The organism is Pseudomonas sp. UW4 (assembly GCF_000316175.1).
GTDB lineage: Bacteria > Pseudomonadota > Gammaproteobacteria > Pseudomonadales > Pseudomonadaceae > Aquipseudomonas > Aquipseudomonas laurylsulfatiphila.
The window spans coordinates 2,735,299-2,753,235 of the sequence record NC_019670.1 but is presented as its reverse complement, the minus strand read 5'-3'; the positions used below and the strand labels follow the sequence as shown (position 1 = coordinate 2,753,235).

Annotated in this window: 15 protein-coding genes; 10 read left to right on the top strand and 5 right to left on the bottom strand. The window is 60.7% G+C overall.

Annotation, left to right across the window (positions count from 1 at the left end):
* Positions 1-174 precede the first annotated feature (174 nt).
* Positions 175-393: a DUF2970 domain-containing protein gene (locus PPUTUW4_RS11970; protein WP_007980782.1), complete on the top strand. Its 219-nt coding sequence runs from the start codon at positions 175-177 to the stop codon at positions 391-393.
* Positions 394-399: 6 nt separating this feature from the next.
* On the opposite strand, the gene PPUTUW4_RS11965 is transcribed toward PPUTUW4_RS11970, so the two are convergent.
* On the bottom strand, positions 400-1,485 hold the full coding sequence (locus tag PPUTUW4_RS11965; RefSeq protein WP_015094883.1) for an ABC transporter substrate-binding protein: 1,086 nt from the start codon (positions 1,483-1,485) through the stop codon (positions 400-402).
* A gap of 522 nt (positions 1,486-2,007) precedes the next feature.
* On the opposite strand from PPUTUW4_RS11965, the gene PPUTUW4_RS11960 reads away from it, so the two are divergent.
* Both PPUTUW4_RS11960 and PPUTUW4_RS11955 read left to right on the top strand, forming a co-directional pair.
* Complete coding sequence (locus PPUTUW4_RS11960) at positions 2,008-3,666, top strand: nitrite/sulfite reductase (RefSeq protein ID WP_015094882.1); 1,659 nt, start codon at positions 2,008-2,010, stop codon at positions 3,664-3,666.
* Positions 3,650-4,144 (top strand): DUF934 domain-containing protein, encoded by a 495-nt coding sequence (locus PPUTUW4_RS11955; protein ID WP_007976503.1) that lies wholly within the window; start codon positions 3,650-3,652, stop codon positions 4,142-4,144. Before PPUTUW4_RS11960 ends, PPUTUW4_RS11955 begins: the two co-directional genes overlap by 17 nt.
* 52 nt (positions 4,145-4,196) lie before the next feature.
* On the opposite strand, the gene PPUTUW4_RS11950 is transcribed toward PPUTUW4_RS11955, so the two are convergent.
* Both PPUTUW4_RS11950 and sohB read right to left on the bottom strand, forming a co-directional pair.
* A complete protein-coding gene (locus PPUTUW4_RS11950; protein ID WP_015094881.1) occupies positions 4,197-8,084 on the bottom strand; it encodes a DUF6543 domain-containing protein in 3,888 nt (1,295 codons plus the stop codon).
* 484 nt (positions 8,085-8,568) lie between these two features.
* A complete protein-coding gene (gene sohB / locus PPUTUW4_RS11945; RefSeq protein WP_015094880.1) occupies positions 8,569-9,591 on the bottom strand; it encodes a protease SohB in 1,023 nt (340 codons plus the stop codon).
* A 201-nt stretch (positions 9,592-9,792) separates the two neighbouring features.
* Between sohB and PPUTUW4_RS11940 the strand changes: the two genes are divergently transcribed.
* The 5 genes from PPUTUW4_RS11940 to PPUTUW4_RS11920 all read left to right on the top strand — a co-directional run bounded on the left by PPUTUW4_RS11940 (position 9,793) and on the right by PPUTUW4_RS11920 (position 14,355).
* Complete coding sequence (locus tag PPUTUW4_RS11940) at positions 9,793-10,503, top strand: histidine phosphatase family protein (protein WP_015094879.1); 711 nt, start codon at positions 9,793-9,795, stop codon at positions 10,501-10,503.
* Positions 10,504-10,567: 64 nt separating this feature from the next.
* Complete coding sequence (locus PPUTUW4_RS11935) at positions 10,568-10,882, top strand: SCP2 sterol-binding domain-containing protein (RefSeq protein ID WP_015094878.1); 315 nt, start codon at positions 10,568-10,570, stop codon at positions 10,880-10,882.
* Between the two features lie 281 nt (positions 10,883-11,163).
* On the top strand, positions 11,164-12,027 hold the full coding sequence (locus tag PPUTUW4_RS11930; protein ID WP_015094877.1) for a LysR family transcriptional regulator: 864 nt from the start codon (positions 11,164-11,166) through the stop codon (positions 12,025-12,027).
* A 106-nt stretch (positions 12,028-12,133) separates the two neighbouring features.
* Positions 12,134-13,279 carry an SRPBCC family protein gene (locus PPUTUW4_RS11925; protein ID WP_015094876.1) on the top strand — a complete coding sequence of 382 codons (1,146 nt, stop codon included), beginning with the start codon at positions 12,134-12,136 and terminating at the stop codon, positions 13,277-13,279.
* Complete coding sequence (locus PPUTUW4_RS11920) at positions 13,276-14,355, top strand: SMP-30/gluconolactonase/LRE family protein (protein WP_015094875.1); 1,080 nt, start codon at positions 13,276-13,278, stop codon at positions 14,353-14,355. Before PPUTUW4_RS11925 ends, PPUTUW4_RS11920 begins: the two co-directional genes overlap by 4 nt.
* 274 nt (positions 14,356-14,629) lie before the next feature.
* On the opposite strand, the gene PPUTUW4_RS11915 is transcribed toward PPUTUW4_RS11920, so the two are convergent.
* Positions 14,630-14,863: a DUF465 domain-containing protein gene (locus PPUTUW4_RS11915; RefSeq protein ID WP_015094874.1), complete on the bottom strand. Its 234-nt coding sequence runs from the start codon at positions 14,861-14,863 to the stop codon at positions 14,630-14,632.
* Here PPUTUW4_RS11915 and PPUTUW4_RS29905 point away from each other — a divergent pair.
* On the top strand, positions 14,862-15,038 hold the full coding sequence (locus tag PPUTUW4_RS29905) for a hypothetical protein (protein WP_158467549.1): 177 nt from the start codon (positions 14,862-14,864) through the stop codon (positions 15,036-15,038). The genes PPUTUW4_RS11915 and PPUTUW4_RS29905 overlap by 2 nt on opposite strands.
* Before the next feature lie 43 nt (positions 15,039-15,081).
* Complete coding sequence (locus PPUTUW4_RS11910; protein ID WP_015094873.1) at positions 15,082-15,603, top strand: DUF4142 domain-containing protein; 522 nt, start codon at positions 15,082-15,084, stop codon at positions 15,601-15,603.
* A gap of 149 nt (positions 15,604-15,752) precedes the next feature.
* On the opposite strand, the gene PPUTUW4_RS11905 is transcribed toward PPUTUW4_RS11910, so the two are convergent.
* Positions 15,753-17,864, bottom strand: a complete 2,112-nt coding sequence (locus tag PPUTUW4_RS11905) for an ATP-binding protein (protein ID WP_041474851.1) — start codon at positions 17,862-17,864, stop codon at positions 15,753-15,755.
* Positions 17,865-17,937: the final 73 nt, after the last annotated feature.

Genomic DNA, 17,937 nt, shown 5'->3' with positions numbered 1-17,937 from the left:
TATTGTGGCCAACACATACCTCTGTGGGAGCGAGCTTGCTCGCGATGGCGGACTGACAGTCGCATGGATATCGACTGTTACGGCCTCATCGCGAGCAAGCTCGCTCCCACATTTGTTTTGTGCATGCTGTGATTTGTCTATGCTTGCCTCACACACATTCGTGGCGAGGGTTTTATGGACGATCCAGCCGACAACAAGCCGCCGAGCTTCTGGCAAATGCTGCACAGCGTCATGGCGGCGGCGTTCGGGGTGCAGAGCGGGAAGAACCGGGCCCGTGATTTTACGCACGGCAAGCCCAGTCATTTCGTGATTCTGGGGATCCTGTTCACGGTGGTGTTTGCCTTGACGCTGTTCGGCATCGTCAAGCTGGTGCTACTCCTGGCCGGGGTTTGACGCGGCTCAGTGCATCAGGGTTTGCAGGGTGAACGGGTAACGCCAGGACGCGGGACGGCCCTTGGCCGAGAGTTTGTGAAAATCCACACCGAAGTCCTGCGTTGCCCCCATCGCCAGCAGTCGCCTGGCCTGCGCCCGGTCGATCAGTTGCAGCAACGGAATCTGGCGGTCACGGCCGCCGTACTGGCTGATGTCCACGCCTTCATCGTAGTCATGCAATTGCACCAGCGCCCAGCCACCCAGAGTGAAGTGCCCGCCCAGTAACACACTCAGGCGACGGTCCAGCAGTGCCTGCAACGCCGCGGGTGAATTGTTGATTGCGCCGAACAGCACACCTTTGCCCGGCACACCGCCGGCCTCGACATACGCCTGCATCACACCTAGCGCCATCTCGTCGTTCGCGGCCCAGACCAGCGACGTCTGCGGGTAGCGCTTGAACAACAGCCTGGCCTGCTCGTAGGCGCGTTGCCGGGTCCAGCCGCCGTACACCAACTGGCGCAAACGCACTTCGGGGTGCTCGGCCAAGGCGCGCCGCAGGCCTTTTTCGCGATACTGCGCGGACGGGGTGATCTTCAAACCGGAAAAGGCCAGCAGCTCAATCGTCTGGCCGGGGGCCACCGGACCGTGCTGCCGGATCAATTCCTTGAGCATCAGGTAGCCGCCCTCCTCGTCATTGGGCACCAGGCTGCCGAGCAAATCGGGATACTTGTCAGGCCGCGCGCCAATCAGTTTCATCTGATCCGCCGTCAGGGCATTGTTGACCATGAACAGCTTCACCCCGCTGCCTTTGGCCAGCCGCAGGACCTCGGGGGCGATGTATTGCTCGTTGACGAAGACCAGGTAGTCGGGACGATGGTAGCCCTGAAGGGCTTCACGAGCCTGGCCAATGGTGTTTTCGGAGACGCGGTCGGAATACTGGATACGCAAGTCCATCCCCAGGTCCGTCGCCGCAGCCTGCATGAACTGGGAGTAACTCGACCAGAAAGCTTCCGTTGGGGTTCCCGGATTCAGGAACAGCACTGACGCCGCTTGGGCACAAGGTCCCACGACCATGCCCAGCGTCAGCAATGCGCCATACAGAAACTTCAACATTGGTCGTCCGAGCCCCCGGAAATTCGCCGCGCATTATAGCCAGCGAACATCCGTAAAACGGCGATTTTTCCGGTTTTTATCGGACAATCGTCGGAACCGGGCCCGGACGGGTCGTTTATTGGTGGCTGACCCAGAAAACCGCCGTCCCCACGACCAGCATGATCAGGAACAAGATTGCCCAGGCATCTACGGTGCTATCGCTTTTCCGTGCTTTGGTTGGGTTGCTCATTGCATCGCCTCTTGTCGGTTTTATCGGTGATTGCATAAAGACTCGAGCAGAGTAAAGACGACGATTGCCCGCATCACAAACAGGGTCTTTGCCACAACGATTCTCATTAGGCGATTTGGTTCTTTACATATGCTCAAACATCACTTTTACGCATAACTGCAAACTGGTATCTTGCCTCGGCTCCGTAGGGAGTGCGCGGCCGTGCGCGCAGAATTGCCGAGGTTTTATCGGACGCCAGCCAGCCAAAAAACGCCGCTGTTTCCGACCGGCCCAAGCCTGAGAACAGGACTTATATGTACGTATACGACGAATACGATCAGCGGATCATCGAGGACCGCGTCAAGCAGTTCCGTGATCAGACCCGACGCTATCTGGCAGGCGAGCTGAGCGAAGAAGAATTCCGCCCCCTGCGCCTGCAAAATGGCCTTTATATCCAGCGTTTCGCACCGATGTTGCGAGTCGCCGTGCCTTACGGCCAACTGACTTCGCGGCAAATGCGAATGATGGCCAAAATCGCCCGTGACTACGACAAGGGCTACGCCCACATCAGTACCCGGCAGAACGTGCAGTTCAACTGGCCGGCCGTGGAAGACATTCCGGACATTCTCGCTGAACTGGCCACCGTGCAGATGCACGCGATCCAGACCAGCGGCAACTGCCTGCGCAACGTCACCACCGACCAGTTTGCCGGTGTCGCCGCCGATGAACTGATCGATCCGCGCCCATGGTGCGAGATCGTGCGCCAGTGGACGACTTTCCACCCGGAATTCGCCTACCTTCCGCGCAAGTTCAAGATCGCCGTCAACGGTTCGACTTCCGACCGCGCCGCCATCGAAGTCCATGACATCGGCCTTGAGCCGGTGCACAACGCCGCTGGCGAACTGGGTTTCCGTGTGCTGGTAGGTGGTGGTCTGGGCCGTACGCCGGTGGTGGGGGCATTCATCAACGAGTTCCTGCCATGGCAAGACCTGTTGAGCTACCTCGACGCCATCCTGCGGGTCTACAACCGCTATGGCCGTCGTGACAACAAGTACAAGGCGCGGATCAAGATCCTGGTGAAAGCACTGACGCCTGAAGTCTTCGCGCAGAAAGTCGACGCGGAAATGGAGCACCTGCGCGGTGGCCAGACCACGCTGACCGAAGCTGAAGTGCAGCGCGTCGCCAAACATTTCGTCGACCCGGACTACAAGGCGCTGGACAACCAGACCGCCGCCCTGACCGAGCTCGACCTGCAGCACCCGGGCTTCGCCCGTTGGCGCGCACGCAACACCCTGGCCCACAAGAAACCGGGCTACGTGGCCGTGACCTTGTCCCTCAAGCCTACCGGCGTTGCACCGGGCGACATCACCGACAAACAGCTCGACGCCGTGGCCGACCTGGCCGAGCGTTACAGCTTCGGTCAACTGCGTACCTCCCACGAGCAGAACATCATTCTGGCCGACGTCGAGCAGGACAAGCTGTTCGTCCTGTGGGGCGAGCTGCGCGAGCAAGGCTTCGCCACGCCGAACATCGGCTTGCTGACCGACATCATCTGCTGCCCGGGTGGCGACTTCTGCTCCCTGGCCAACGCCAAGTCGATCCCGATCGCCGAATCGATCCAGCGCCGTTTCGACGACCTGGACTACCTGTTCGACATCGGCGAGCTGGACCTGAACATCTCCGGTTGCATGAACGCTTGCGGCCACCACCACGTGGGCCACATCGGCATCCTCGGGGTGGACAAGAAAGGCGAAGAGTTCTATCAGGTTTCCCTCGGCGGCAGCGCCAGCCGTGACGCCAGCCTGGGCAAGATCCTCGGCCCGTCCTTTGCCCAGGAAGCCATGCCTGACGTGATCGAAAAGCTGATCGACGTGTACATCGAACAACGTACCGAAGACGAACGCTTCATCGACACCTATCAGCGCATTGGTATCGACCTCTTCAAGGAGCGTGTCTATGCAGCGAATCATTAAGAACAACGAGGTCGTCGACGAGACCTGGCACCTGCTGCCCAAGGACTTCAGCATCGACGAGATCACCAACTGCGACGACTACATCGTCCCCTTGCAGTTGTGGCGCGAACACAGCCGTATGCTCCTGGCCCGCGACGGCGGCCTGGGCATCTGGCTTGACGCCGATGAAGAAGCCGAGGAAATCGGTGAAGACGTCGCGCAGTTCCAGGTCATTGCCCTGAACTTCCCGGCATTCACCGATGGCCGCAACTACTCCAACGCCCGCCTGCTGCGTGACCGTTACGGTTTCAAGGGCGAATTGCGGGCCATTGGTGACGTGCTGCGTGACCAGCTGTTCTACATGCATCGCTGTGGTTTCGACGCGTTCGCCATTCGCCCCGACAAGGATCCGCACGAAGCCCTTGAAGGCCTCAAGGACTTCTCGGTGACCTATCAGGCGGCGACCGACGAACCGCTGCCGCTGTTCCGTCGCCGCTGACCGTCACCCCTTGGACCCCGGCCCCGGGGTTCAAGGGGGTTTACCCTTCGCGCTAGAACACCGGATGTTCCACCAGCGGAATCGGCCGCCCCATGGCGACCCAGTCACGGTATAGCCGGACTCGTTCTTCCAGCACCACGAACATCCTGAACGGGTTTTCTGCATCGCCAACCCGCGTTTCGATACTCTGACGCAACCAGCCCCACAACTCCTCTGACGTATCCGCTTCGTGCAGCAAGTGCCACACACGCGCCTGCAGCGACAGATAGCCGACCTGGAAATCCGCCGTCAGGCGCAATCCATCCATGACCCGAAGCAACGCACTGCCCGATGGCTTGACGGCCAGTCGTTGCCAGATCTGTTGCCGCGCTTCGCGCACACTTTCGTCGCCCTCCTCCAGCCAGGGTGTCGCACTGCCGTAATCGGCACCCGGTTCACTCAGCCACAAGTTGATGCCGGTACGCTCGCGATGATCGACCAGGCGCAGCAAGGTATCTTCATCCGTCAGCGGATTACCCCACAGTTTCACCCGGTCCCGGGAGACCGCCTGATTCAGTATCGATTGGGGAACCCGGCTGATCCGGTTGCCTCGCAAGTCGAGCGAGGTGAAGTACGGCTGATCGGTGATGCCTATCGGACAACGGCTGATCCCGGTGTTTCTCAGGTTCAATACACGCAACTCATTGAGGCCCAGGACAACGGGCGGGACGGTCAAGGGGTTGTCACTCAGGTCCAGCGTTTGCAAGCTCACCAGATCACCCAATTGTGCAGCCGTGTTCTCCTGAAACTGCAGCAAAGTGGTACTCAGGTTGAGCGTAGTGAGACGGGTCATTTGCCGAATCGGTGGAGGCAACACACCTTCCAGTACGCCGTCTGCGTTGAGTAGACGCAGGTCGACACGCTCCAGGTTCAGGGAACGCAGGTTCGGAAAACTTTCGAGAAAGGCGCTCAGGCTCTCGCGCTCGACCAGGTGCAGGCCCAGCATCGATAACTCGACGACCTCATTGAAGCGTACGTTCATCGTCGGCAACCGATGGTAGTCCTCGAAAGCCAGGTCCAGCCTGTACCCGGAGAACGACTCACCCGACATCACCCTATTGATCCGGGGCGCGCATTTTTGCCAGATGCTCATCAGTTCATCGCCCAGCTCGGTCCGAGTTTCACGCTCGTAATCGATCACGGTTTGCAGCAGTTGGACATTGTGCGCCGCCACCTCCCCGGGGCTCATGCCCTCTGCATCATCATCGCCAACGGCCAGAAAATCGATGTCCATGTCATCGGCATCCAGCAAGGACTGGTCGATCCACTGGCGCAGATCGCCATGCAACTGCTGCATCTGCGCAATCAGGCGATCCACCAGTGCCTGAGCCCCGGCACCCGCTTCAATCAGCAACTCATCCGCCTGGGCATCGGTGAAATCCGGATACAGATCCTTGATCTGCAGACGCATGACACCATGGGTCAGCGCTGCGGCCTGTGGCGTGTTCGGGAAGCCGCCACCGCGCAATCCCAAGGCTTCGAAAGGCAACCGCGAATCCATTCGATTCAAGCCCAGTATCAACTCGGAACGGGCCAAGGCATGACCGCCAATGCGCAACCGCAACTCGCTGGCAGCATCCGGCGAGTGAAGCGACATCGCCGTACGTTCCTCCACGGACAAGAGGTCGAGCAGCGCGGTAAACAGATCCGAACCCTCGCCGTCGGTAGCCGCCACCGCGGTGTATCGATAGCGCCCGCCGACCTTGATCAAACGCCGGCAATCCGTGGAATCGAGCGGACCGCAGCGGTCCAGGACACGGCCACTGATTGCCCCGTCGAGCACCTCGATACGCAGGCCTTGCGGCCAGTCGGGCAGGCGATGCAGGGAGTGCAGTGCCAGGACATCGGTTTCGGGATGCAGGACCGAACGCAAGTACAAGCCTTCATAGGCCCGGTTGAGTCGTACATGCTGTTGGTAGTCCCGCGATTTGTTGTCCAGTCGCCTGAGCAATTGCAGCGCCTCGTCAGCGTCGAAGGGCCGATGGATGTCGACTCCCGAACGGTCGAGGATTTGCTCCACGGCGCCTTTCGGCAATCCTGGGTATTCGCGCTGAAACAGGCGAACCCATTCCTGCTCCGAGTGCTGGAGCGCCTGATAGCGGGTGTTGAACAATCCGGCCCGTGCTTGCGCATCGGTGACGCCTTCGAGTTCCTGATCGAGCTTGAAGCGTGTGATGGTATCGGCCAGCAGCGGCGTTGGTGGGCGACCTGCCTGCATCAGGCGCAGCATATCGTCGTCGACCGTGCTGACCCGGGCGATCTGCCCCAGTACCTCATCACTGAAGGCAGCATGGGGTGCGCACACCTCACGCAACAGCGCTACGCGGGTCGACACCGGCACCGGAGTCGATCCGGCTACGGGCTTGACCGGCGTTCCGGGATGCGGCTCGCTTGCGGGTTCTCCAGACTCGTTCACGGTTCCGGCGATTTTTTCTTCGCCCTTGAGTGCCACCACGGCCCCGACCAGCGGGAGCGCATTGAGCAAGCCGAAGACGGTGCGCGTCACGCCCTCGGAGCGCTGCTCCGGTGTCTTGCCGTTGATGGCCTGATCAAGGCCATAACCGGCGTCGATCAGGCCGGCCAGCACCAGGACACCCTCGCCTCCCGGAATGAACAATGCCAATGGCCCCAGCCGGTTGATCCAGCGCACCAGCGGTTCCACCACCGCACTCAGGTTGTCGCGATTGACCTGGGCATCGTCACGGATGGTTTTGACGCTGGCCATCGAGGCCTGCTTCATGGCCAGCACCAGTTGCGCGAACGGATCGGTGCCTGAGGGCGGGCGCTCAAGATCGATGTAATCCTGCGGATCCCAGAAACCGTCGTCGTTGAAGAGCCCGGCGCTCCTTTTCAGCCAGTGTTCGTTCGGGTAAACCGCCATGCCCTCCAGCGCGGTCGACACGCCCGCATGGAAGGTGCCGTCTTCCCGATCGTTCTCGGCAAAATGCGCGAGCAGCGCCTGGCGTGTGGCCGGCACCTGCCCCTGGGCCACGATCCATTGGCGCAGGTGCTGCCAGTCGGTGAATTCATGCAAGGGTGAGGAGTTGCCCGGGATATTCAGCAGGACCCGGCCGCTGTGACGGTGGCGATAACACCAGATATCGTCCGACGTGTAGCGATAGATCGTCAGCCGACCGGCCTCGATCAGTGCGCTGACACGAGTCGGCGCCTGTAGCTGATCGATGGTCAACGCACTCCACGCCTGCTCCGCCGGCAACCCGGCGGCCTGCATGGCCAGGGCCAGGCCTTCCTGACTCAAACTGCCCTCCTGGTGTTGCAGGCAGGCGCTCATGATAAAGGCGGCCTTGGCCGAGGTTCTCAGGTCGTAAGGCTGCGCCTGGACGATTCGCTTGTCAGAGGGCCAGGTGCGATCAAGGTAAGCCTGATAGCGGGTTTGCAAATCCAGCTCCCACACCCACTGTTTGAACGCCGCCGGCCTGAGGGCAATTTGCGTTGTCGGCCCATACACCTGGGGCGTGGTCTGGCGGTAGATGCCTTCGTAGGTATGGTGATTGCCATTACCGTGGTCGGCGAACTCATCGACATGTTCCACGATGCGAATGGACGGGCCGACATCGGGCGGTGTGTAAAAGCCAAACGCGCTTTCGGCGAAGCGCCCGTCGCCGACGGTCTGGTAATTCTCCAGCAACGCCTGGACCAGGGTTTGGGTGCTTGCCACCTGACCCTGCTCGATGCCGTCCTGCGGCGGGTGCCCGCGGTAGTGGTAATCAAGAGTGACTAACAGCGCAGTGTGCGGGTCGATGTCTTGCCCCCATTTCTCCCTGATCAACTGCGCACCGAACTGCTCGGGAGATTGCGGTAAAGCCGCGCTCACCACAGATTGCAGTGTTTCGCGCAGCGGCACAGGCTGGGGATTTAGCGGTGTCTGATGGTCATTCATGTGCATTCCATGGCAACTGTTTTTGGAACACCAACATACCCAGCCGCCGCGTTGCCGAAAGCAGGAACGGTCGCCTGCCGACTACAGAGATTTCGCCGTGCCGTGGAAGACATCGGGCAAGCGTTCGCAGGCAAAAAAAGATTCCCGGGAACCTGTAGGAGCCAGCCTGCTGGCGATGGACTCAAGTGCGCCGCGTTCATCCAGTCCACACGCGTTATCGTTAACGACCATCGCTGGCAAGCCAGCTCCCACAGGGGACCCTGCCCACGCTTAAACTGTAGGAGCCAGCCTGCTGGCGATGGACTCCAGTGCGCCGCGTTCATCCAGTTCACCCGCATTATCGTTAACGACCATCGCTGGCAGGCCAGCTCCTACAGGGGACCGCGGCCACGCTGAAAATGAATTGCCCTCCAAACCAGTGAAAACACGCCAAAAAAACCGGGGCAAATGCCCCGGCTGGATGTTTGGCAAATTTCCTGGCCCGTTACCAGAAACGTTGCTGGGTCAAACGGCTCCACCAACTCAACAACACGCGGTCGACCGAGCCGCTGGCGGCCATGCCGATGCGCTCCGGCAGGCTTTTGCGTTCGGCGTAATGCAAGTGATAGAGCTCGGACTTGCTGGCGCGCTCGGCGAGGTATTCATCGCTGGTCTTGAGTTCGTCGACCAGGTGCTTGTCCAGCGCCGCGACGCCGAGCCAGATTTCGCCGGTGGCCACTTCATCGATCGCCAGTTGCGGACGGTAGCGCGACACGAAGTTCTTGAACAGTTGATGGGTGATGTCCAGGTCTTGCTGGAACTTCTCCCGGCCCTTCTCGGTGTTTTCGCCAAACACGGTCAGGGTGCGTTTGTATTCACCGGCGGTCAGCACTTCGAAGTCGATGTCGTGCTTTTTCAGCAGGCGATTGACGTTGGGCAACTGCGCCACCACGCCAATCGAGCCGAGGATCGCGAACGGTGCGCTGATGATTTTCTGGCCGATGCACGCCATCATGTAGCCACCACTGGCCGCGACCTTGTCGATGCACACGGTCAGGGGCACGCCGGCTTCGCGGATACGCGCCAGTTGCGAGGAGGCCAGGCCGTAGCTGTGAACCATGCCGCCGCCGCTTTCCAGGCGCAGGACCACTTCGTCCTTGGGTGTGGCGAGGGTCAGCAAGGCCGTGATTTCGTGGCGCAGGCTTTCGGTGGCCGAAGCCTTGATATCGCCGTTGAAATCGAGCACGAATACCCGGGGGTTTGAGCTCGGGTTTTTCTTCTGCTTCTTGTCGGTCTTGGCCTGGGTCTTGCGCAGGGCCTTGAGCTGGTCCTTGTCGAGCAAGGTTTGCTCCAGGCGTTCGCGCAGCTCTTTGTAGAAATCATTGAGCTTGCTGACCTGCAACTGGCCGGACGACTTGCGCCGCCCCTTGCTGCGCAGGGCCGCAAAACTGGCCAGGACCACCAGAATGGCGATCACCAGGGTCACGGTCTTGGCCAGAAAAATGGCGTACTCGGAAAAAAACTCCACGGGGACTCCTCAAACGATGCGCGGCTTGAACGCGCGCGGGATACCTCCAGCATACCCATGCGCCGACCTTGCGACCAGCCGTGAAACCTCTGGCAACGGGCCTGTAACAAGCATTTCAAACAAGCGTATGTTTTTTCATTGACAGCTCACCGCCATCCTCATAACCTCGCCAAACCTTCAACGTACCGGGATGACGCGGACGTGGGCAGTATCTATTTGATTCGACATGGCCAGGCCTCCTTCGGTGCAGACGACTACGACGTCCTGTCGCCGACCGGCATTCGTCAGGCTGAAATCCTTGGCCGGCACCTGGCCGAACTCGGGATCAGCTTCGACCGCTGCCTGGCAGGGGATCTGCGCCGCCAGCAGCACACGGCCAACAGCGCGCTGGAACAATTCGCTGCGGTGGGCCTGCCGGTGCCGCTGCTGGAAACCGACTCCGCCTTCAACGAATTCGACGCCGATGCGGTGATCCGCGCGCTGTTGCCGGCCATGTTGCCGGACGAACCCGAAGCGCTGAACATCTTGCGCAACGCCGCGCAAAACCGTGGCGAGTTCCAGCGTATCTTCGCCCTGATCATCGAACGCTGGCTCGCCGGCACCTACGACACACCGGGCCTGGAAAGCTGGCTGGGGTTTGTCGAGCGGGTGCGGGCCGGCTTGCATCGCATTCTCGACCAGGCCGACAACACCCAGAAAATCGCCGTGTTCACGTCCGGCGGCACCATCACCGCCCTGCTCCACCTGATTACGCAAATGCCTGCCCGGCAGGCCTTTGAATTGAACTGGCAAATCGTCAACACCTCGCTCAACCAGCTGAAGTTTCGTGGTCGCGAGGTGTCGCTGGCTTCCTTCAACAGTCATGCGCACCTGCAACTGTTGAAGGCCCCGGAACTCATCACGTTTCGCTGAGTCCGGACTATTGTGACCCTGGCAGTAATCACCCTGCTCTTATTACCCAAGAAAGGATCGAAACATGACCTCCGTAGCAGACGCCGTACAAGCAATGAAAGCCAAGTTCAACCCAGCCGCTGCTGCCGGTCTGGACCTGGTCTTCGGTTTCCGCATCGACGACACCAAGAACTTCTCGCTGATCGTCAAAGACCAGACTTGCGAGCTGCAGGAAGGCGAGAACCCGGACGCCCAGGTGACTCTGGTGATGGACGGCGAAACACTGGAAGGCATCGTCGACGGTTCGACTGACGGCATGCAAGCGTTCATGGGCGGCAAACTGCGCGCTGAAGGCGATATGATGCTGGCCATGAAACTGTCCGAGCTGTTCCCGTCGTAAGCACCTGGCTCCCGGCCTTCGGGAGCGTGACTGCGGCAAACGAATCCCGCCCCTAGTGGCGGGATTCGTCGTTTTTGCTGGCCATCAGATGAACCCTGTGGCTAGGGGGCTTGTCGGATCGCCGCATCGCCCCGTTCGGCTGCGAAGCAGTCGTCCCACCCTTGATTTCGACTTATCGGAAGGACGCCAAGGGCCGCTTCGCGCCCCAACGGGGGCAAGCCCCCTCGCCACAGGTTCGGTGGTGATCTTACAATGTCCGCACTTTCGACACCGGCCGCCCCATGGACATCGACCTCGCCCGCACCTTCCTCGAAATCGTCCGCCATGGCAGCCTGGCTGCCGCCGCGCAAAAGCTCCATGTCACCCAGACCGCGATCACCGCACGGGTGCAGAAGCTCGAGAGCCAACTGGGCAGTACCCTGTTCGTGCGCAATCGTGCCGGTGCTCGCCTGACGCCCAACGGTGAAGCGTTCGTGGTGTACGCCAACCAACTGGTGCAAACCTGGGACGCCGCGCGGCGTGATCTGCCCTTGCCCGAGGGGTATCGCGATGTGCTGCACATCGGTGGCGAGGTGAGCCTGTGTAACCCGCTGATGCTCGGCTGGGCCGGCGAAATCCGCAAGCACATCCCCAGCCACGCCCTGCGCATGGAAATCCATGACGGCGAAAACCTCCTGCGCCAACTGGAGTTGGGCGTTCTGGATGCTGCGCTGGTGTATCAGCCCGAGTATTGGCCGCGTTTGCAGGTCGAGCAGGTACTCGAAGAAAAACTCATTCTCGTGCGCCTGGCCGACAGGCCCGATCCTTATGTGTACATCGATTGGGGCGCCGAATTCCGGCGCCAGCACGATGCCGCCCTGCCGGAAAATGCCAAGGCTGCGCTGAGTTTCAATCTTGGCCCGTTGGGCTTGCAGTACCTTCTCGAAAACGGCGGTAGTGGTTACTTCCGTACCCGTGTCGTGCAGAGTTATCTCGATAGCGGTGCCCTGGAACGGGTGCCCAAGGCTCCGGAATTCAGCTACCCGACCTATCTGGTCTACTCCCGCGATCGTGACTCGCCGATGCTGCAACGCGCCTTCGACCTGCTGCGCGAGGTGATCGATTCCGACGAAGACTGGTCGCAACGCTGGGACCCGCTGACCTGAGACCGGTTTGCACCGGATCATGGCCGTTGTGTCCTCAAGGTTCGCCCCGCCAGAACAGCGGAATCGACTAATCTGCAGGAGATAACAATAACGACAGGTGATTGCAGTGAGGCAGACCACCGAAGGATTCCGCAGCCATTACCGCGCCGCCATTCATCCGCTCTACAACCCTTGGCTGCATGGCGCTTTTGTCCTGTTGTTCGGGGCGCTGGCGATCAGCGTTTTCTGGAGCAACGTGCATCAGGTACAGCTGGCACAATGGATTGCGGTGCCCGTCACGCTGCTAGTGTTCAACCTCGGCGTGTACATGGTGCATCGCCACCTGGGGCATCATAAAAAGGGATTCGCCCGGCTGTTTTATGCCCGTCACGCCGGCGACCACCACAGTTTTTTCACCCCAGGCCACATGACCTACGACAGCGCCCGCGACTGGCGGGTGATCCTGTTTCCGGCATGGCTGATCGTACTGCACACACTCGCCGTGGCCCTGCCCCTCTGGTGGCTGCTCAAGCACATCGATACCAACGTCGCCGGACTGGTCGGCGGTGTTCTTGTCCTCGGCTACCTGGCTTATGAAGTGTTCCATGCCTGCGAGCATCTGCCGTCGCACAATCCGCTCACACGGCTGCCGTGGATCCGCCAGATGCGCCGGCTGCACGAACTGCACCACCGCCGCGAACTGATGCAGGAGCGCAATTTCAACATCGTTTTCCCGCTGATGGACTACCTGTTCGGCACCCTCTATTGGGAGCCGGAGCCCGTGCCGCTCAACCCGACGAGAACGCCCATGACCCGCATGCAGCATCAGATTGTCATTGCCGGACACCCGATCGATGTACTGGCCTACGCCAGCACCGTGACCCTTTGGCCGCAATGGCACCCGTCGTCGCTGCACATCGATGGGCCCAAAGGTCCATTGCATGCCGGCGCACGTTTCGAGGAGGACATCCGCGCCGGCGGCCGTGAAGGACACTTGCGCTGGGAAGTGGCGCAGTACCTGCCCGGCCAGCGCTGGAGCGCGCGTGCCCAGGGTGACCATGGCCTGTCGCTGGTGGTCACCTACGAATGCGAAGCCCTGGGCAAGGACACACGTTTCGTCCGCACCCTGGAATACCGGTTCAGCGGTCTGGCGATGCGGATTGCCAACCGGTTGTTGCTCAAGCGGCGCATCGATCGGGAATCGGCGGCGTCGATGCAAGCGTTGCGCGAGATGGCGCAGAAATACCTGGTGGCAACCGGAGTCAACGCGTGAGCAGAATCCTCAAATGCCTGCTGCTGGTCATTGTCGTCATCGGCGCCTTCCTGCTGCTGATGCCGACCAAGGTGCGACCGGTGGCCTGGACGCCACAACCCGCGCCGTCCCTCTCCAGCGGCATCTACGCCGACAATCAGCGCCTCAAAGGCATGGAGCGCGTCGGTGCCGCCGACATCGACGGGCCGGAAGCCCTGCTGCTGGAAAACGACACGCTCATCACCGGCCTGCACGACGGGCGCCTGATCCGCACCAGCCTGGATGGCAAGACCACCAAAGTCCTGGCCGACACCGGTGGCCGGCCACTGGGCCTGGCCCGGCATCCCAATGGCCTGCTGGTGATCGCCGATGCCGTCAAGGGTTTGTTGTCCCTCGACGCCCAGGGGCGCCTGGTGGCCTTGACCACGGAGGCCGGCGGCGTTCCCTTCGGTTTTACCGACGATGTAGTCATCGACAAACCCGGTCACTACGCTTATTTCAGCGACGCTTCGAGCCGCTTCGGCTATGGCCACGACGGTGAGGCCGTGCTCGAACACGGTGGTGACGGTCGATTGCTGCGCTACGACTTCCAGACCGGCAAAACGTCGGTTGTGCTGGACAAGCTGGAGTTTGCCAACGGCGTGGCCCTCGGACCGGACGACGCCTACGTGCTGGTCAATGAAACCGGCGCCTACCGCATCAGCCGCTTTTGGCTCAGCGGCCCCAAGGCCGGCACCCAAGACCTGTTCATCGACAACCTGCCGGGCCTGCCGGACAACCTGTCGTTCAATGGTCACGACCGGTTCTGGGTGGCATTGTACGCCCCCCGAAACGCCCTGCTCGATGGCACGGCGGCGCATCCCTTCGTGCGCAAGATGATCGTGCGAGCCATGACCGTCCTGCCCAAACCCGTGGAAAAGCGCGGGTTCGCCCTGGGCCTGGACCTTGAAGGCAAGGTGATCGCCAACCTGCAGGACGCCAGCAGCGACAACTACTCACCGATCACTACGGTGCGCGAGTATGGGGACTGGTTGTATTTCGGTTCACTGAAGGCGCAGAACATGGCGCGGTTGCCTTTGAGCAAGGCGTTGCAATGATCGGCACTACTATCTGAATACACTGAAGACCCAATGTGGGAGCGAGCCTGCTCGCGATGACTGAGGCACATTCAAAACAACTGGTGACTGACCCTCCGCTATCGCGAGCAGGCTCGCTCCCACATGGACAGCGGTGAGTTCACCGGGATATTCGGGCTGGGTCATGAGGCACCTCGTTGAGAGCCGTAATATCGGTCTCTGAGCATTCGAGGTGCCGGTTCTGGTGGCCGTTCCAACTTTCCAGTCACCGATAGTCTGTGTCAGGCACGCTGGATCAGGACCGCAACTGGAGTTGTTTGACGATCTTGTCCTTGACCTCCAAGCGCTTCGCCTTGAGCTTCGTCACCGCGTCATCGCTGGATTTGGCTTCCTCCGCTTTCACCACTTCGGCATCAGCCTGGGAATACTTGTTGATCAGTGAATCCAGTAACGGATCCTTGGTGCGTTTCTGCTGGATTTCTTCCTTTGTGCAACTCAGATCCTGAAAAAGGTCATGGGGCACCGGCATGGAACACCTCCGTTTGTTAATCGGTAGCAAACGCCGACTGATTGCGTTCACCAACTATCAGAATGGCCTCGGTTGGCCCGTTCTGTCGACCACCTGTCAGACCAGCGGTGCCCGTTCGTCGTCCTGTCGCAAATACGATAAAACCTTTGTCTGCACCGCCGCCTCCACCGGTTAACGATCACTCGATCACCTTTGAAAACCTGTGTGGAGAATCACCGATGGACAGACTCAACGTGCGTCACCTGGCCCTGGTTATCGCAATGAGCAGCTGCATGGGCAGTGCCCTGGCTGCCACTTCCAATGACTTTGTCGACAAAGCGGCCGCCGGCGGCATCGCCGAAGTCGAGGCCAGCCGGCTGGCCCTGGAAAAAAGTGCATCAGCCGACGTCAAGAAATTCGCCAACATGATGATTACCGATCATTCCAAGGCCAACGATGAACTGGCCGCCCTGGCGAAAAAATTCGACATCGAAGTGCCGGACAGCACGACGCTGACCAAACAAGCCAAGGAAAAAATCCTCGACATGCGCGACGAATCCTTCGACGCGGCCTATGCCGACAACCAGGTCAAGGCCCATGAGGAAGCCATCGACCTGTTCAAGAAGGAAGCCGATACGGTGACGGACGACCGGGTCAAGGGCGCCACCGAGCTCAAAGGCTTTGCGCAAAAAATGCTGCCGGCGCTGAAAAAACACCTGGAAATGGCGAAAAAACTCCAGGCCGCCCATCCGAGCAAGTAACTGCGTCATCCATGCACCCTTGTGGGGGCGGGCTTGCTCCGGGAAGCGATCCGATCAAGGCGTCAGGTCAGCAAGCATCTCTATTGGATGTACCGGCCTCCTCGCGAGCAAGTCGGATCGCCGCACCGCCGCCCCCACAGGGAATTGTGTCAGCCGCCAAGAACTGTCCGCACCATTTGCGTCAACGCGTCAGGACTGTAGGGTTTGCTGAGCAAATGGGTATCCGGGCTAAGCTGATGATTGCGCGAGATGATGTCGCGGGTATGCCCCGAAGTGAACAGCACCGCCACCGGCGGCTCCTGCACCTTCGCCCATGCCGCCAGGTCCGAACTCTTGATCAGGCCGGGCATGACCACGTCGGTGAATATCAGGTCCACCGTCACCCCTTCCAGCAACATTTGCATGGCAGCGTCTGCGTTGGTGGCCGTGAGGACTTGATAGCCCTCCTCGCACAACAACTCCACCGCCGACACTCTCACGGCCTCATTGTCCTCGACCACCAGGATGCGCTCGTGCCCACCCCGTTGCGGCATATCGGGGCCCGGCGTTTCACTGGGTACCGCGCGCAAGGTGCGCGGAAAGTACAACTGCACCCGGGTCCCCGCCCCCACGTCACTGGCGATTTCGATATGACCGCCACTCTGCTTGACGAAGCCAAACACCATGCTCAAGCCCAATCCGGTGCCCTGCCCGTCGGCCTTGGTGGTGAAGAATGGCTCGAACACCTGGGCCAGCACCTGCGGCGGCATGCCGACGCCGGTATCCGTCACGGACACCCGCACATAGTCCCCCGGGGCAATGCCCCTACCGGCGCAAAACTTGCGATCGAGGACGAGGTTTTCCGCGCACAGGTCAATCCTGCCCTCGCCTTGAAGGGCGTCACGGGCATTGATCGCCAGATTGAGAATGGCGTTTTCCAGTTGGTTGCGATCAACAAACACATTCCACGAATCTTCGGGTGCCGTCATGTGAACCTGAAGGGTTTCACCCAGGGCACGCAGCAACAACTCCGCCAGGCCATCGAAAATCTGCCGCAATGTGAAGACCGCGGGCGACAAGGGTTGGCGGCGGGCGAATGCCAGCAATTGCGAGGACAGCTTGGCACCGCGCTCGACAGCGGCAATCGACGCCGAAACCCGGCGCTGCACATTGGCGTTACCCCGCTCATGGCGCGCCAGCAAGTGCAGGTTACCGGCGATCACTTGCAACAGGTTGTTGAAGTCATGGGCCACACCGCCGGTGAGGCCGCCGATGGCTTCCAGCTTCTGTGACTGGCGCAATTGTTCTTCCGCCGCCAGCCGCGCCTCGACCTCGTCGGCCACCCGGTGCTCCAGGTTGCGGGTGAACTTGAGCAGGGACTCTTCGGCGGTCTTGCGTTCGTGGATGTCGATCAGCACGCCGGGGAAACGAAACGCCTCGCCCTGTTCATTGAACTCGCAACAGCCACTGGCGAGTACCCAGAGGTAACTGCCGTCGGGGCGCCGGATCCGGTATTCGACGTTATAGGGCTCGCCCGTCTCCACCGACAATTTGACGCGTTCCCGGACCCAGCTGCGGTCGTCTGGATGGATGCGGCTTTCTGCGATTTCCTGGGACAGGTTTTCCAGGTCTTGCCCGAGGGGATAGGAAAACGTGCGGGCAAAACGCTCATCGCCCGACAGCACGTTGGCCTTGATGTCCCAGACAAAAGAGCCGAGCAATGCACCGGCGTTCAGCGCCAGGCGCACCCGTTCGTTGTCGGCGCGGTAGGCGTTTTCAGCCGCCTGTCGCCGACGTTCGGAGATCACCCGATCCGTGGTTTCCACCACCATGGCCATGACCCCGGCCGGGCGTCCGTCATCGTCGGCTACCGGGCTGTAGTAGAGGTCCATCCAGACATCTTCCGGAACCCCGTCACGCAGCAGCACCAGTTCTTTGTTGCGATAGGACAAGGTGCCGCCCGCCAGGCAGGTGTCGACCACGTGGCGATTGAATTCGGCGACCTCGGGCCAACCCAGTTCCACGGCGGAGCCGAGCAGGTACGGATGACGCCCACCGGCAAACTTGGAATAAGCGTCGTTATAGATCATGTACCCGGACTGGCCCCAGAGCATCACCATCGGCAGTGGCGAGGCGAGCATCAACTGCACCGCGCTGCTCAGGCTCCTGGACCATGAGTCGAGCGGGCCAAGTTCGGTCCGGCTCCAGTCGAACGCACGAATGCGCCCGGCCATTTCGCCGCTCCACCCGGCACACCCGTGGCTATCCGCTAGAAACTGCATCGGCTGGCTCTATCCCGGTAAATGGCACCCGTTTGTTTCGAGCATGCTGCACGCGATTCGTTTCATAGAGGTA